Source organism: Halorubrum sp. Ea1 (genome assembly GCF_002252965.1).
Classification (GTDB): domain Archaea; phylum Halobacteriota; class Halobacteria; order Halobacteriales; family Haloferacaceae; genus Halorubrum.
The window spans coordinates 1-16,560 of sequence record NZ_NHPG01000010.1 but is presented as its reverse complement, the minus strand read 5'-3'; the positions used below and the strand labels follow the sequence as shown (position 1 = coordinate 16,560).

Genomic DNA, 16,560 nt, shown 5'->3' with positions numbered 1-16,560 from the left:
TTTTTCCACCGAAATGAAAACGCGGGGATTCCAGCAAGCTATTTCAAAGAATCCGTTTAATCATCGTGCTGTCTAGCGGTTTGTGTGAGAGAACAGGACGATGATGTCATAGACACACTGAAATTGTTAGTTTGTCAAAATATGGCACAATCAGCGTGCTGAACACGGAAGTCACAGTGACCGAACGTTCGTCCTCAGTCTTCCGTGAGGCCGAGTTGCTCAGGTACCTCCTGCGGGTCGTAGTAGAGCCGAGCTTCCTGCACCCTGCCGTCCGCGATTATATCCTTCGCCATGCCGTTGATCTCGATCTCACGCCCGGTCGGTGGCACACTCTTATACTCCCCTTTGTGTGTTCCCGTTATTGTCCATTCTTTCATAACGATCCCGTCATCCACGAGCAAGTCCTCGGCGACGACGTGCCAGTCGGGAAACGCCGACCGAACCTCTCGGAGGTACGCTTCGAATGCCTCGCGTCCATGGAGCTCACCTTCGGGGAGAGCCGGATCGGAGAGCGCGATCGACTCGGCAACCACATCTAGCTTCGAGAGGTCCCCGTTCCACAGGTCCTCGTAGTCCTGATAGGTATTCAGGGTCTGTTCGTGCTCGGTGGTGCTGGCTTCCGACATGGGTTGATCCACCCGATTCAGAGTCGGTGACACGAGCGGATATTATTACCCGATGAATGCGTTCCCAACCCCTGCGAACGTTTGCGCCCTGTGCAAAGGCTGTCGGACACCCCCCTCTCTATACTGTCCCGCGCTTCTCCCAGACCAACTATTAGATAGAACGTGACCGTATGCTCTGTATATGGCAACGTATGACATGGATTCTGCGCTGGAGGCCATCCAGTTCTTTGCGAATTCGGCCAACAGCGTCCGGGTGTTCGAGGCACTCGCCGACGGGGTGACGACGAGCAGTGCCCTCGCCGAGCGCACGTGTGCATCGCGGTCAACGGTTGCCCGGATCCTTGATAAGGGGGAATCGCGGGGGTGGGTCGAATCCGAGGGAAGTCAGTATGAACTCACGTACATGGGAGAAATTATGACCGAAAAGTTTCGCGCTTATCGGCAGACGGTTCAGGGGGTCCAGCAACTCGGGGAAGCGGTCAATTACCTCCCGGAACCGGCTCAAGAACTCGATATCCGCCATTTCCGCGATGCCAATATCACGGTTCCAACAGAAGACTGGCCGGAGGCTCACCTCAATCGGGCACTGGAGCTGTACCGGACCGGCGACACATATCAAGGACTTACACAGAACGCTCCGGATATATTCGTCCGGACGCTCGCTGACTTGGTTGACCAAGGGCGACTGGAGTTTGAGGCAATTATCGAAGCCGAATTTATTGAGTATCTCACTGACGACCCGGAACGGGCGACTCCGTGGCATTCGATCGCCGATCAGGTGTGGCTGTACGATGGTCCCATCACGTTCAGCATGCACATCATAGATGAAACAGTGGTGTTGTGGTTGGGCTACATTGAGGATAATCAATGGATAGGTCCGGGGCTGCTAGAAACCGAAAACCCGGTCGTCCGTGAGTGGGCCGAGTCGCTCTACGAGGAATATCGGGCCGAGGCTGAGCCACTCGATCCAGAGGTATTGCCCGAGGCCTGAGATACGCGGGGCGAAGTCACACAACACTTCCAATCGGGGACGACAATCGATTTACTATCTCATCCATCCCCGAGTCGTATAACGCGAATCCGGGCCAAAGACGAACCCCGACACGACCCGTAACGGATTCTACGCGAATTCAGCAATGCTGTTCTCAGCGGGCGGTAGAGGCCATGAAACACTCGATAATAGCGGGTGGGGTGGAAGTGGACTCGCGGGGAATCCATTACACCGCTTCAAAGAAATCGTTTAATTCCCGCCTCGTCCGGGGGTTCGTGAGTAGTCGGTCAGAATGATGTCACAGACGCCGCTGGCACTTTTGAACTCTCAAAGACTGACACTGTTTGCATGTTAGACGGAGAGCACAGGTGATATTCGGAGTTGCGAAGAGATTCGCTTCCCGTAACTCAACGTCGCCGATTAGTCTGGTATGTCGTATCTTAGCACGCGGCCGATGCCAGCCAAGATTCTAAAAACCCATTGCGGTGGGTTTACTGCGCGGACATCCTCTTCATGTTCTGTCGTCAGCATCGCTATCAACACGATATCACTGAAACCCCCTGGCGGTAATGACACTCCTCGCTCCGCTACGAGCTGATGAAACCTCCGAAAGAACTCCTCGTGCTGTAGCGCAGGCTCATGGATATTGATGAGCTCGACGGGCGTCTTGTTCCTGAACGTATGCGGGTTCCCTGGAGGGACGGTGTGTTTCTCGCCTGCGGGCACGTCCATCCACTCTCCGTCCTCGTACACTTCCAGAACACCCGAGAGCACTTCGTAGCTCTCCTCGGCGTTTGGGTGAGTGTGGACAAACGGGCCGTCCTCGGGGACGGATTCGATCTCAAATCGCATTTCCAACAGTTCGCCGTCCGTCTCCTCAGTCGATCTCGTGATTTCCCACCGTCCAGGGAAATCTCCCCAATCGAGAATACGATTCTGCCTGCTTTGCTCTGTGGCCGTCATGCTGTCGCCCCCAACCAGAGACGGTCGATGTGTGGGTTCGTGTTGTTTGGTGGTGTCATTGGCTGCCTCCTGTGGCATCCAGCCGAGGTCTCGATATTTCTTTTCGGTCCTTCCACGGGACGGACGCCAAGTCGCTCGGGTCTTGGTCTGCTACTGGCAGACGATACTAGATGCGAGAGTGGACTTATATGTTAGGAGAATAATATTTCTCTTATCGAACCGAGGCAAATCCGGGTTACGAGGTAGCGGTTTCAGATCGAGGCCTTCGGTCGAGATCGAGGACGTTCATGTCGTCGTCCAGCGTGATAGTGAACGTACTCGTCACGCCCTCGATGGTGATCGAGACACGAAGCGGACCCTTCGAAACAGCGGTCTCGACGCTGCTTTGAAGCAAGCTGACGGCCTCCTCGAAGGAGGGGGAGTGGATATCCAGTTCTTGACTGTCTATCAACCCGGTTGCCATGGCCAGACCGGTGGCAAACATTTCGACCGGCAACCGCTTGGCGAACCCGCAGGTATCACACCGCATGTCTGCCCACACCGGGAACGGCGTCCCACAGGTGACGCAGGGCTGGCCCCCCTGACTTTCGTGAGCATCACAGACCGTCACGGACGAGGAGATGTGGCCCGCACACTCCCGACAGATACCGTACATCAGATAGGTGATATCCAGCGCACACCGGTAGAGGCCGGTTGCGAGTGCTTGGTCAGGGTTGCGGGTCATCATTCCAGCGGCCGGATAACTCGTGAGGAAGAGGGTCCCCGTCGGTGCCTGGTCCCCGAACAGTCCGTCGCACTCAGTACACCTGATCCGAAGCCACTGGTCCTCATAAGTGGCCTCTAAGTCTGCTCCACATAACGGACAATCGTCTTCGATCTCCGTAGAGAAGTCGAGTCGGTCCGTTCCGGAAACAGCTATTACCGTTCTGGCAATTTGTTTGCCCGCACCGCTCAGGCGGTATCCATCGTCAGTACGACGGATGAAATGAGGCGCGAGTTGTGAGAGATGATAGTTGAACTTCCCATTATCATCAATATCGACCTCATCTTGCAACCCTGAATACGACATCGTAGTAGCAGTATCAGAGCCGTCATCGTATTCGTGAGCAGCGTCTGCACGCCAGAGGACCCGGATAATCTCTAACCGGATTTCATTTCCTAGAATGGCAAAGGCCTCATTTGGCGAGAGTCCATCCAAGTCCAGATCCGGAGTGAACCGAGTTTGATCCATGGTAACTAATCGCGTGGCAGAACGAATAAACGTACCTCCAGGAGGGTTCCGCAGGCTGAACCAATTACAAGATATCCGTATGCATTTATTAGAATCTCGATAACTGTCCAGTCCGTATGGATGAACAGTGTACTGGTAATGTGTAGGATGCCGTGAGAGGGTTCGTATTGATATCAATGACCGATTGATTATCTCATCCGCCACCGAGTCGTGGAACGCGAATCCAAACCAACAATGGATCCCAACACGACTCGTAACAAATTCTCCCCGGTTTCAGTAATCGCATACTCGGCAGGCGTTAGAGGGTCTGGAACACTCGAAAATGATGGATAAGCTGGAAGTGGACTCACCGGGATTCCGGTACGCTGTTTCAAAGAATCCGTTTAATCCCGGTGCTGTCGGTCGATCATGCGATCCTAAATTTGTACACTGTAGGCTCCGGTTCGACCACCGTTTGAATACCAGACGATCTTCTGAAATCAGGATACACTATCGGATACGTCCTGTACACAAGGCGAGCTCCTACACTCGCCCCATCTCTTTTGACTCGCTACGTGGTAACTACCCACATGACCGATTCGACCGTATCCGAGTCGCCGCTTGAGTCAGCGGCCGGGGCCGCTGAACCCCATGTAACTGAGGCGTTCAAACTGTTGAGCGATGAGATCCGGCTTGCGATCCTGCTGTCGCTGTGGGAGGTGTACGATCCTCAGGCCGAGAACAACGCTGTCTCGTTTTCGCAGTTGTTCGACCGCATCGGCATTCACGACAGCGGGAATTTCAGCTACCATCTCGACAAGCTGGTCGGTCACTACGTCGAAAAAACGGACGACGGCTACCGACTTCGGAACTCCGGACTCAAAATCGTCCGGGCAGTTATCGCGGGCTCGGGTCTGGAAACGCGCCGTCTCCCACCAACCGAGATCCCTCGATCCTGCTACCACTGTGGTGCTCCAGTGGAACTCAGTTACGAAGACGAGCGACTCTACCAGATCTGTTCGGAGTGCGAGGGGAACATCGGCCCCGAGTCAGCCGAACGGACGCCAGAGGGGACGCTCATTGTGTACGACGATTTCAATCCCGCCGGCTTGGCTCACCGGACGCCTGAGGAGGTCTTCGTGGCGGGAACGATCGAGTACCTGCAGGGCGTCAAGTTGCTCATCAGGGGTGTGTGTCCGGAGTGTTCAGGGCCGATCGAGGAATCACTCCACATCTGTGACTCTCACGACGCTCCGGCGGGGGAACTCTGCCCCAACTGTGGCACGTCGGTGCGTGGCGGCTGGAACGAAGCTCGGGTCAGGTACGTGTGCTCGGTCTGCAAGCACAGCGCGTCCTATCCGGCGTGGGTGGCTGTCTTCGATCACCCCGCCGTTGTCACGTTTTACCACGAACACGGATTCGACATGACCTACGATCTGGACGACCCCGAGGTCTGTGGCCGGTTGTTCGAACGCCTCAAAAAAGACCAGACGGTCGTGTCCAGAGATCCCGTTCGGATTCGCGTGACCGCCACATGTGATGGAGCGGAGCTCTACCTGACCCTCGATGGGAGTCTCACTGTTGTAGATGTCGGCCTCGACGACCTCGGGACTGATCGAGACTCGGCGATGGATGCAAGTAAACGGGGGACGAGTGATTCTTCTCCTGACATCCCACCCTCGGGAAGACAGGAGAGCGACGATCCGGTCAGTCTTCCAGACACCGATGACTGCCTACAGGCACTCCGACGCTCTCGGTGGCCGGATGGACCTCATTGCCCGAACTGCGACAGTATGGATACGATCAAGAAAGGAACGACGAGCAAGGGCGCACAACGGTACAAGTGCCACGCCTGCGATCGCAAATTCAACGACCTTACGGGGACGCTCTTCGCCGACCATCAGCTTTCCATTCCAGAAATGATCCATATCGCCCGAGAGATGGACACAGCAGAGATGACAGAAATTTCGCAACAGCTCGATCGTTCCTACAAAGCCGTCCTGGAATTCGCTCACGAGGTCCGGGACAGCAGTACAGCGAGTTCCGAATCGACTGTCCTGGCAGCCGTAAAGCGGTCGAACTTGGCCTGACGATCAGCCTTCGATAAACAACGGACGTGACCGGATGCCCGCAAGTGCTCCGGGGCACTGAAATCACCCTATACCTGTTCTATCACTCGGTCACAGACGAAGCCAGATCCGCGGTCAGTTCTCTCGGACGGCAAGCCGAGTTCACCCGACGAGACAGAAGTATGATACGATGCCTTATTCTGATCTCGTCTGAGTCCTGGTTTCTACATATGACTTCGTAGAGTCTTCGAACTCCATTCCCTGTGTCATCAGAATCGCGCCGTGACCAGCAACGCGCCTGTGTCGCCAAGACACGGGGTACAGAGTGAATCAGACAGACAGTGTGCTAACTGAAATCCAATACAGATTACACTTTTAGCCCGCCCAACAGTATCAGTAGGTGAGTCGTGAGGGAACGATGTCGGCCGCCAATGCCCGCTAAACGACCCCGTGGACGACCACTGGCACAGAGGATTACGTAGGATGTGAAGCAGAACCGACAACAACCGATTACACGGTGAGTACACATGGCAGAAACAACATCAGACGAAAGAGAACACACGCCCGAAGAAAGCGAACCGGACCCGGAACACATCATGCAGGTGGCGACGGGGTTTTGGGGGACCAAAGTGTTGGGTGCAGCCGTCGATCTCGAACTGTTCACCGTCCTCTCAGACGGAGGGCTTCGAGCCTCCGAGATCGAACGGGAGCTCGGTTTGCACCCCCGGGCGACCAGAGATTTCCTCGACACGCTCGCGTCGCTCGGATTCCTTGAACGTGACGACGATGGGAACGATCCCCGGTATCGGAACACGCCGGAGACTGCGGCATTCTTGAACAAGAACGATCCACGGTACATCGGTGGCGCGATCGACATCTTCAACCAGCAGGTATACGACGTGTGGGGAGGGCTCGAAGAGAGTCTGCAGACAGGCGAGCCACAGGGGGTCATCGACGAGACGGGCGAGCCGTTTTGGGAGGAGATGTACGATGACCCCATGGAACTAGAGGCGTTCGTCGAGGGGATGGCCGGGCTGTCGAAGGGGAACTTCGTCGCGTTCGCTGAGCAGTTCGATTTCTCGGACTACGACTCGATGACGGACGTTGGGGGTGCCCTCGGCGATCTGTCTCGGATCGTGGCCCGACGCGAACCCCACCTTTCGATCACGACAACGGACCTGCCGGAGGTGACTGAACTGGCCCGTGAGCGTATCCAGGCAGACGGCCTTGAGGATCGGATCGACGCCGTCAGTAGCGATTACAACGAGGAACCCATTCCCGACGCGGACCTCGTGACAGCGAGTCTGGTCCTCCATCAGGAAAATCTGGAGACGAAGAAGACGCTCATGCAGAAGTTCTACGATGCCGTCAACCCGGGCGGAACCTTCGTCGCTATCGACCATATCATCGACGACGACCGCCAGGCGAATACCATGGGTCTGATGATGTCGCTGAACATGCTCGTATATTACGGTGATGCCTTCGACTATACTGGCGAGCAGTTCATGACATGGGCGGAGGAGGCGGGCTTCGAGGACGTCCAGATTCAACATTTGAACGGGCCAGCGAGCATGGGCATCGCGCACAAGCATTGAATTCTCCGGTTCGACTGTTAAACAATCATTTCTCCGGACAAGAGGCAATCTAATTCGGCCGTCTCAAAACCGTACTTTATTACAACCGATACGTGGACCTGCACTTCCCGTGCAAGAGAAAGGGTGAATATGTACCACACGACAGATTTATTTCCGCGCCAGAACCATCGTTTCGGGACCTGGTAACTCCCTGGCTTCCCCGCCTTCGAACCCGCTTTCGTGCAGCCACTGGATACACTGACTCGGTGTGTAGTCGAATCCGTTCGGCGTTTCGACCAACATGTTCAAGTTCATCAGCAGTGGCATTTCGGCCTCACGACGCTCCTCGTCGATCATTGTCCCGTATATGATGACAGTACCGCCGGGGTTCACTGCTTCGGACACTTTCCTGAGAACCTCCTGTTTCCGATCGAGACTCCAGTCGTGCAGGATGTGCCCGAGGATGTAGACATCTGCTGCCGGGAGCGGGTCGGTCCCAAAGAAATCGCCCGTCCGGAACTCGATACGGTCGGTTGCGGGGCTGTCACTCGTGAATTCACGGAAGTGGGGTTCGACCCGTGGCAGGTCCAAGCCGATGGCAGTGATGTGGTCGTTTTCTTCGGCGACCCGCTTTGGAACTACTCCCTCACTGGTGCCTAAATCGACCATCGTATCGTATTCCTGCCACGGGAACTCGTGTGCGAGAGTGTTCGCGACGCCCATACTCAGTCCCGTCATCGCGCCGACGAACTGTTCGAGATTCTCATCGTTCTGGTAGATGGCTTCCTCGAAGGGGTGGGTCTGATCATCTTCAAGTTCGTTGGTGGGTCGTCCTGTCCGGAGCGCCTCTTCGAGGTCACCCCAAAAGCCGTAGAGGCGGTCGTTGGCCATCTCCAGCAACCCGCCGATGTACGATGGCTTTCCCGAGACGAGGAAAGCATCGGTCGCGGGCGTGTTCCGGTACTGGCCATTCTCACGGTCGAGGACATCTAATGCGACGAGTGCATCAAGGAAATCCTCCGCTCCCCGTGGGTGGAGGCCGAGTTCCTCTTCAATGTCTGCACGCGTCTTGGGACCAGCAGCCAGCGCGTCGAACACCCCGAGTTCGACCGCCGCCAGGAGTGTCTTCGATGCTTGGAAACCGAACCCGAGTTCCATGAGGTGACCGGGCGTTGGCCCGTCTTTTGGCATGTGTATTCGCCTCCGTGGTCAGCCTGACCACGAAGTGGAATTCGCACCGGACGAAATTATAACTTTTGTGATACTAATAGAAGTTAGTGATAGCAGTATTGCTTAGTAACTAGAAGTAAGTCCGAACCGTCAACTATTCCGGTTGGGGTAATGACTCGCTTTCGCTGTCCGCTGCGGTCCAATCATCAGCCCACTCTTCGATATCATCGAACATGATGGCGAGCGATTCGCCCTTCTCGGTCAGATCGTAATAAGTGGCAATCGGGCGATCTTCTAAGCGTCGGCGAATGAGGTTTCGCTCCTCTAGTTCCTTGAGAACTCGTGAGAGAGTTGAGGAATCGGCAGGTGTCTCTTCTTTTATGTTGTTGAACCGCTGTTCACCGTTCATCACGAGGTAGTGCAAGACGACGAGTCGCCATTTCGATCCAATCTCCTCGAATGCTTGTGTCATCGGACACACCTCAAAGTGGTCTTCGTCGTCGGTCTCGGACCCGTGGGGATTCGATGTCATCGGCGCTCACTTGCGTGTGAATGTTTAACACAGAAGGCAATAACACCCACTGTGCCAAAATTATGGGAGAGCGTTTTCTGGCCATCTTGAACAGACTGGTTCGGACCAAATTCTGTACTAGAATGCGATTCTGATAAATAGACCGCCTCTACGTCTTGTATGTGGTTCTAATAATAATTCACAGAGATAGAAAGCCGCACCGGTATATCATTTGTCTGTAACGACCGATCCGATTTGTCGAAAACTTCTTGCAAGACTCGCGCCTGTATGCAACAGCATCTGGAAAATCTATCAGTCCTACTCATTTCACCGGGGCTACATTACTTCTGGTATAGGCGGCGTCACAAGACGAGTGCAATCGGGAGCAATGACTGATCGATTATCTCGCCCGTCTCCGAGTTAGGGAACGCGAATCCAAACCAGCCATGACCACCGTTACGACTCGTAACGAATTCTACCCGAATTCAACAATATCATACTCAGTGGACGGCAGAGGGTCTGAAACATCCGAAAATGCCAGATGAAGCAGAAGTGGACTCGCGGGGGTTTCGTTACACTGCTTCAAAGAATCCGTTTAATCCCCATGCTGTCGTTCGGTTGCAGATCGGATTCCGTCAGTCGTCGTCAGCGGTGTAGGCACCGCTTCGGTGTTCGATCCGATGGACCTCCAGCACCGACTCACCCCGGTCGAGAATGCAGGCGAGCCGATACTGACCGACGCGGAGTTTCGCGAACGGACCGCCGGTCAGCGGTTCGAGGTACTCGTCGGGGTCGCGCCACTCCGACTCGACCACCTCGTCGAGTTTCGAGACGATGCGGTCCTGCACGTGTGGGTCGAGTGAGTCGAACTGATCCGCAGCTCGCGGCGTGAATTTCCAGGTCCAGTCGTCCTCACTCGTCATTTTCGTCTCGATCCATCATCTCGACGACTTCCTCACGAGAGACCAGCTCGGCGTCGCCCGAACGGAGATCGTGCTCGCTCGCCGCGATCTGTTTCCACCCCTCGCGGGAAAATTCTGGATGTTTCACCGCGTCTCGGGCAGCGTAACGGAGGAACTCGCTCCGGGAGTTGAACCCCTGTTCCTGCCACGTCGTATCGATGTCTTCGAGGAACGCTTTGCTGAGTCGGAGATTGATCTGGACCATCTCGGGCCCATCGTCACCATTTGCGGTATCCGCATCAGACATATACAGATGCTTTGCGTCCGTATATACTAAGTTGTATCGTCGCCGTGTGGATGTCTGCACGACTCGTAACGAATTCTGCCCGAATCCAGTATTGCTTCTGTTAGCGGACAATAGAGCCACTGAAACGTCTAAAAACGGCAGTTGAGATAGAAGTAGACTCGCGGGGGTTTCGTTGCACTGCTTCAAAGAATCCGTTTAGTCCCGGCGCTGTCCGTCGAATGGTCGGATCGGCGATTCTGGTGTATTCGTGCGTTTCACCACCGCGTGTGAACGATTCTCAAAAGCCTCTTTGTGGAATAGCTATCGATGTAATGATATTTTCACTGGTTACCGTATAAGACATACAGCGCATATCTCGCATGCCCTGTGATCAGGGCAAATCAGCAGAATCGTCAGGAAAGAGCGTCCACGGACCGCTAACCCTAGATGAATGTTAATTTGCTGCGCTTGTCGGGCGGAATGGGATTGGTGTATGTAACGTCCTCACCATCGCACAGTTCCTCGAAATCATCGTCAGTCGTAATCAGGTAGTCAGCATCATATGCCCGTGCGAGCGCCAGGATGAACGAATCGTAGACATCGTGATTTTTCTCGGCGCTGATCTCGTATGCCTCCAGAAGCGTGGTCGCGGTCGCACCAACGATTCGTGCCGGACTCCGAACGAGCGATTGGATTGCGTTTCGAGCAGCAACTTCGTCAACTCCGAAATTATTCGTCATGAGATACTGTGTCCGGAGCGGATAGTAGTCGAAGACGAGCAAGACATTTGGCCCATCAAGAGCGTTCTGGATCCACGGATACACATCGTCATGCGCCGGATGATCGTCAGTCAGACCGATGGCAAGAATATTCACATCAGTGAGGACGGTTACCTCGGTCGGGAGTGAATCAGTCATCGGTTCTCCGATCACTGATCCATCGGCCCAAAGAGTGCGTCTCCCGCATCGGTTGGTGTCGTCTCATCCCAGTCATCCCGCCCGGCTGTTGCTAGCTCAAGCTTCGAACTCGGCTTCGGGTTGAGTTCAAGCACGGAGCCGACGAGTGTCGCCGGGAGCTCGTCGTTCGATTCGATTCCCAACCGATCTCTGACTTCTTTCGGGAGAGTGACTCGACCCCTATCGTCTACGGTGAGTGTCAGCTCTTCCTCGTGGTTTCCATCGATCGACGTCTTTCCCATTTTTCTTTACCTAATACCCACTACTATACTGATAGATAAAACTGTTGTGCCCCACAGAGTATCGATACGTCCGCATCCACAGTGAGCAGTTGGTTCAGATCGAGGTATCTGGAGCAAATGAAGGCGCTGTGCTGACTACACGCTCTGAGTCTTGCGCTACTCTACCTACGAAATTTCATACACACCACTATGTCACTGCCTTCGGGAAGAACCAAACACACCGTCACAGCGTCATCGACCGATCGATTATCTCTCGTGTCTTCGAGCCCCGGAGCACCAAACGAGGTCAAGACGGATTCCGACAGGACTCGTAACGAATTCTCGCCGAGTTCAGCAACCACATACTCAGAAGACAGTAGAGGGGTCGAATCGACTGAAAATGGCGGATAAGGTAGAAGTGGACTCGCCGGGAATCCGTTACGCTGCTTCAAAGAATCCGTTTAATCCCTGTGCTGTCCGTCGGTTTGCGCGATAGTTATAAGCACCACAGAGGTCACTAGCACCGTTGTATATTGAAACTGACACGGTCGGCGTGACCGATACAGAGGATGTAGTCAGCAATGGAACTGCTTATTTCTCCATCTGAATCCTGAACCACCTGATAGAATGCGCTTGCGAATCTTGCGCTCACGGTCTCGCATTCCGCAATTGATAAAACAACTCATCTATTTTAAATAGTATGCTAACTTTTTACACACCCTTAACCATCTCAGGGGACCCAAGTACGGTTCGCTGGGGGCTTTTTCTCATTTTCACCGGGATTGCGGTCAGTTGCTTCGTGGGTGCTGCGTACGGCTCACGGCTACGGCGACGAGATACGCAGTTCGGGCTCAGAGCGGTCCTCCTTACCAACGGATTGTGGCTGGGGTTCCAAGCGCTTGGGCTGGTTACCACCAGCGAGTCGCTTAGCAACGCGCTCTACATTGGGGGACTCATCTGGGGGCTCACGGGCGTGGGTGCATGGATGTATTTTATCTCCGCGTACACCGGTCGGTCATACCATCGCGACCGACGTTACCGTGGACTCGCTGTCGGCACCTATCTCGGGCTCCTCATCGTTAAGCTCACGAACCCGCTGTACGGACTGTACGTCTCGACGGAACTACAGCAAAGCCCGTATCTACACCTCGTGGTTGAACCGCAGTTGTTCTACTGGGTCTCGTTCTCGCTCACGTACGCACTCGTGGCACTCAGTTTCTATTGGTTGCTCACGACGCTGCGTGAATCGGCGTTTCCAACTGGGAGTCTCGGGGCGCTCGGAGTCCTCGCGCTGTCACCGATCATACCGCGGTTGGCTGTCAGCACGCTACCGACCGAGCTACTACCGCCTATTATGCTGGGATTGAGCTTCGAACCGGTCGGTGTGACCGCGTTTCTCGCGGGAGTGTTAGTGTTCGTTGGGAAACCCTTCCGACAGATCGAGCAGTCTGCCCGCTCACGATTCTTCGAGGAAGCCGACGACGCGACGTTCGTGTACGATACTGACGGTGAACTCGTCGAAACGAACACGCAGGGACAGGAGTTACACTCAGCGACCGATAAAGACCTTACGACTATTGAGGCGTTCGAGCGGTCGTTCAGTCCGAATACCGAGCTTGAGGATACGGATCCTGTCCCTGTGGAAGTTGATGGCTCCACCCGATACTTCGAGGTAATAACGAACCGGATGGCTACCGGAGCTGAACTTGTCGGGACGGTCGCAACCGTTCGGGACATTACCGAGCGGCGAGCGCGAAAGCGCGAACTCGAGGAGCGGAAGAGAGAGCTCGAACTGAAAGAGCGAGCGATGGACGAGGCTATCGTCGGGATCACGGTCAGCGATCCCGACCGCGAGGACAATCCGCTGATATACGCTAACGACGGGTTTGTCGAACAGACCGGCTACACCAGAGAGGAAACACTCGGACGGAACTGTCGATTTCTCCAAGAAGACGATAGAGATCAGGAGGCGCTTGACGAACTCCGTGAGGCGATTGCCGCCGAGGAACCGGTGACTGTCGACCTGCGGAACTACCGCAAAAACGGCGAGCAGTTCTGGAATCGGTTGTCGGTGACGCCGGTGTACGATGACGGCGAATTGGTCAACCACATCGGTGTCCAGCAAGACGTAACCGATGAAGTGCGCCGCAAACAGCGGTTGTATGAGGAACGCGAACAGTTCCGCCTGCTAACCGAGAGCGTCGACGAGTACGCCTTTCTCATCGTCGACGAGGACGGAATCGTTCAAACGTGGAACACCGGTGCCGAGGACCTCTTTGGGTACGACGGTGACGCGGCGGTCGGAATGTCGATGGCTGAACTCCATCCTGAGTCCGACCGCGAGTCCGGCCTCCCAGAGCGGTTGATACAACAGGCGCGTCTCGCCGGCGAGAGCGCCGACGAGGGCTGGCGAGTTCGCGCCGACGGGTCGGAGTTCTACGCCGACGTCCGGTACGCGCCGCTCGAATCCGACGATGGGGTGTTTCGCGGGTATGCGGTGATCGTCCGCGACATGACCGAACGCCGTCGCCAACGGCGCCGAACCGAGCGATTCGTCGAAGAGTCCGAGGACGTCGTTACAGTCCTCGATCCCGACGGGACAATCACCTACACCAGCGGGTCGGTGACGCGGGTGTTCGGCTACGACCCCGACGCCCTCGTCGGTGAGAATCTCTTTGATTACCTCCACCCTGATGGACGCGAGCACGCGATGGAGGCGTTCTTTAGTTCGGTTGAGGAAACCGAAAGCGTCACAACAGAGTGTCGACTCAGATCTCCGGATGGCGGGTGGTTCAACATCGAAAGTCGATACCGGAACATGCTTGACGACGACGCCATCGACGGGGTGATCGTCTACCTCAGGGATGTGACCGAAGCCAAAGACCGTGCTCGGCGGTTCGAGAGCATTTTCAACCAGACGTTCCAGTTCACGGGCTTGTTGGACACCGACGGGACGGTCATCGAGGTCAACGACGCCGCCCTCGAGTTCGGCGGGTTCGAGCGCAGCGACGTCGTCGGGAACCCCTTTTATGAAGCCCAGTGGTGGACACACTCCGAGACAGTCTACGATCGGGTTCAGGACGCAATTGAGCGAGCCTCAGGCGGGGATTTCGTCCGCTACGAAACGGAAGTGCGGGGCGCTAACGGCTTCGCAACAATCGACTTCTCGATAAAACCCGTGACAGATGAAGACGACGAGATTACCCTACTCGTTGCTGAGGGGCGCGATATCACAGCCCAGCAGCGGTATGGTCGCCACTTGAACGTCATGCAGCGCGTGATGCGACACAACATGCGGAACGATTTGACAAAAGTCCGAGGCTGGACAGAGCTGATGAGCAGAGAGACGGACGCAGAAAAACGGGCGGAACAGTTCGAGACCGTCAAACCGATTCTTGACAAGTGGGGGGAGATGATAGAGAAAATGAAACAAATAAAACAAGTCCTCAATCCGGAAGGTGGTGGGGCAGCCACGACAGAGGCTGGCCCACTGATCGGAGAGGTCGTTAATGAAATCCGAGAGGAACACGAGGACGCAACGATCCTGACTGAGATATCTGGCGATGGGTCGGTGCAGCTACAGACGACGCTCGGAGAGGCTATCCGTGAGTTGGTAGAAAATGCCGTGAAGCTGAACGATAACGCTACAGTCGAGATCGAACTCGTCGAGTTGGAAAACGAGTGGATTGAGGTCCACGTGCGAGATGACGGCCCCGGCATGCCGGAAATGGAGGCGGATATCCTCGAAACGGGAGAAGAGACGCCGCTCAATCACGGCGGAGGGCTCGGTCTGTGGATGGTTCGAATGATCGTCACGCAAGCCGGCGGTGATGTGTCCGTAGCGACAACCGACGGGACGGAGGTTAATTTGCGGGTGCCGGCTATGAGAAGTTCATAAATTGTTGCTGTGAGCCAACAGCGTACGCGGTGAAGAGAACTCTGTGGCGGCGTAGTTATCATCAGAGACAATCTGCGTCAAATTGAATAAGTGTTGGTTCATGCGAGAACACGGTTGAGAGTGAAACGGTGGCTGGGATATCTTATCGGGACGCTGCCGATGTTCAATTATTTGTGCTGATTGTAACCCACATATTTCACCAGATTTCTAATGGATATAAGATAGATCTTTATTCGTCGCGGTATATGTGTACCCTGTACTGACCGATCACTCTTTCTTTACAAACTGACCCCTGTTTGTGCCCGGTTCGCGCTCTCTATCTTGCATCTCTGAATCGATATATCAATATTACGTTAGATGGCGGATGACCGATACAGAGGCTCAAGTCAGCACGGGGGTAAGTTACTTTTTTATCTGAATCCTGAATCAGCCGATAGAACACGCTTGCGTAGTTACCGACCGACCGTTCCGGATTGCCACCGAGAAATATCAGAGATATATCAGTACCGAGTGCCATCCCTTACGCTAATAGTAATCCAGGGACCGATGCAAGGACACCGAGGAAGACAACGAAGGTACCGACGGCTAGCATTCGAAGTGTTCCTGCTGAACGTCGTCGGTCCGGTGGCAGCGACTCGGCGACTCCGGAGAATCCAAGCCCGATAGCAAAAAAGATGAAAAAGTCAGAAGCGTTGAGCACGACACCAATGTATACCCAAATAAGGAGGCTGATGAACGATAAGAACAGCATGATGAGCCCCTTCCTTCGTCCATCTGGCTCACGGAACACCATCTGTGGAAGTAACTCCATATGTACCAGCAAGAGTTCGGCCGTGTAAAGCGTGCGGATAACTGAAAACCGGCCTGTACTCTCTCTTTCATTTGCGTCTTCCGGGGATCTATTTGCCAGCAGTGGAACACGGTTACTAAATTTATTATGCAGCCTCAGATAATGGAGAGTATGGCCCTCCAGACAGAGAATTCGAACAGGACACAGCAGGGTGGTGTTGTCGCAGGCAGTGCTGCAATTATGTTTGCTGCTGCAGGAACGACCGAAGGGCTGTTTTCAGGTGTGATGTTCGTCGCAGCGATGGTGACGATTCTCTCCGCGCTTGGGCTCTATGCAGCCGCGTACCGGGAGAGAAAGGACTGATCACGAAGCACATTGACATCCTCCCCGCGC

At 54.9% G+C, this 16,560-nt stretch carries 14 protein-coding genes and 1 pseudogene; 5 read left to right on the top strand and 10 right to left on the bottom strand.

Annotated elements, in window-relative coordinates; translation table 11 throughout:
• Positions 1-194: 194 nt before the first annotated feature.
• Positions 195-626 carry an ester cyclase gene (locus DJ73_RS01320; protein ID WP_094557101.1) on the bottom strand — a complete coding sequence of 144 codons (432 nt, stop codon included), beginning with the start codon at positions 624-626 and terminating at the stop codon, positions 195-197.
• A gap of 181 nt (positions 627-807) precedes the next feature.
• On the opposite strand from DJ73_RS01320, the gene DJ73_RS01315 reads away from it, so the two are divergent.
• Complete coding sequence (locus DJ73_RS01315; protein ID WP_094524413.1) at positions 808-1,617, top strand: winged helix-turn-helix domain-containing protein; 810 nt, start codon at positions 808-810, stop codon at positions 1,615-1,617.
• A 420-nt stretch (positions 1,618-2,037) separates the two neighbouring features.
• On the opposite strand, the gene DJ73_RS01310 is transcribed toward DJ73_RS01315, so the two are convergent.
• Both DJ73_RS01310 and DJ73_RS01305 read right to left on the bottom strand, forming a co-directional pair.
• On the bottom strand, positions 2,038-2,580 hold the full coding sequence (locus DJ73_RS01310; RefSeq protein ID WP_198948034.1) for a cupin domain-containing protein: 543 nt from the start codon (positions 2,578-2,580) through the stop codon (positions 2,038-2,040).
• A 235-nt stretch (positions 2,581-2,815) separates the two neighbouring features.
• The gene (locus tag DJ73_RS01305; RefSeq protein ID WP_094524414.1) at positions 2,816-3,811 is read right to left on the bottom strand and encodes a helix-turn-helix transcriptional regulator; all 996 of its coding nucleotides are present in this window, start codon (positions 3,809-3,811) and stop codon (positions 2,816-2,818) included.
• 1,607 nt (positions 3,812-5,418) lie between these two features.
• Between DJ73_RS01305 and DJ73_RS20730 the strand changes: the two are divergent.
• Both DJ73_RS20730 and DJ73_RS01295 read left to right on the top strand, forming a co-directional pair.
• Positions 5,419-5,820 (top strand): annotated as a pseudogene (locus DJ73_RS20730) (transposase); the annotation flags it as partial.
• Positions 5,821-6,386: 566 nt separating this feature from the next.
• Positions 6,387-7,454 carry a methyltransferase gene (locus DJ73_RS01295; protein WP_094524416.1) on the top strand — a complete coding sequence of 356 codons (1,068 nt, stop codon included), beginning with the start codon at positions 6,387-6,389 and terminating at the stop codon, positions 7,452-7,454.
• A gap of 147 nt (positions 7,455-7,601) precedes the next feature.
• On the opposite strand, the gene DJ73_RS01290 is transcribed toward DJ73_RS01295, so the two are convergent.
• The 6 genes from DJ73_RS01290 to DJ73_RS01265 all read right to left on the bottom strand — a co-directional run bounded on the left by DJ73_RS01290 (position 7,602) and on the right by DJ73_RS01265 (position 11,500).
• Positions 7,602-8,624, bottom strand: a complete 1,023-nt coding sequence (locus tag DJ73_RS01290) for a class I SAM-dependent methyltransferase (protein ID WP_094557099.1) — start codon at positions 8,622-8,624, stop codon at positions 7,602-7,604.
• A gap of 133 nt (positions 8,625-8,757) precedes the next feature.
• Complete coding sequence (locus DJ73_RS01285; RefSeq protein ID WP_254921557.1) at positions 8,758-9,075, bottom strand: helix-turn-helix domain-containing protein; 318 nt, start codon at positions 9,073-9,075, stop codon at positions 8,758-8,760.
• Between the two features lie 674 nt (positions 9,076-9,749).
• Complete coding sequence (locus DJ73_RS01280; RefSeq protein WP_094524419.1) at positions 9,750-10,037, bottom strand: type II toxin-antitoxin system RelE/ParE family toxin; 288 nt, start codon at positions 10,035-10,037, stop codon at positions 9,750-9,752.
• Entirely contained in the window at positions 10,027-10,323 is a 297-nt protein-coding gene (locus DJ73_RS01275) for a ribbon-helix-helix domain-containing protein (protein WP_094524420.1), read from the bottom strand. The genes DJ73_RS01280 and DJ73_RS01275 overlap by 11 nt, the downstream gene beginning before the upstream one ends.
• Positions 10,324-10,745: 422 nt before the next feature.
• The gene (locus DJ73_RS01270; RefSeq protein WP_094524421.1) at positions 10,746-11,219 is read right to left on the bottom strand and encodes a PIN domain-containing protein; all 474 of its coding nucleotides are present in this window, start codon (positions 11,217-11,219) and stop codon (positions 10,746-10,748) included.
• Positions 11,220-11,230: 11 nt separating this feature from the next.
• Positions 11,231-11,500, bottom strand: coding sequence for an AbrB/MazE/SpoVT family DNA-binding domain-containing protein (locus DJ73_RS01265; RefSeq protein WP_094524422.1), 270 nt, complete (start codon positions 11,498-11,500; stop codon positions 11,231-11,233).
• A gap of 679 nt (positions 11,501-12,179) precedes the next feature.
• Between DJ73_RS01265 and DJ73_RS01260 the strand changes: the two genes are divergently transcribed.
• Entirely contained in the window at positions 12,180-15,377 is a 3,198-nt protein-coding gene (locus tag DJ73_RS01260; RefSeq protein ID WP_094557098.1) for a PAS domain S-box protein, read from the top strand.
• A 520-nt stretch (positions 15,378-15,897) separates the two neighbouring features.
• On the opposite strand, the gene DJ73_RS01255 is transcribed toward DJ73_RS01260, so the two are convergent.
• Positions 15,898-16,188 (bottom strand): hypothetical protein, encoded by a 291-nt coding sequence (locus DJ73_RS01255; RefSeq protein ID WP_094524424.1) that lies wholly within the window; start codon positions 16,186-16,188, stop codon positions 15,898-15,900.
• 150 nt (positions 16,189-16,338) lie between these two features.
• On the opposite strand from DJ73_RS01255, the gene DJ73_RS01250 reads away from it, so the two are divergent.
• A complete protein-coding gene (locus tag DJ73_RS01250; RefSeq protein WP_141212012.1) occupies positions 16,339-16,530 on the top strand; it encodes a hypothetical protein in 192 nt (63 codons plus the stop codon).
• The last annotated feature ends 30 nt before the right edge of the window (positions 16,531-16,560 follow it).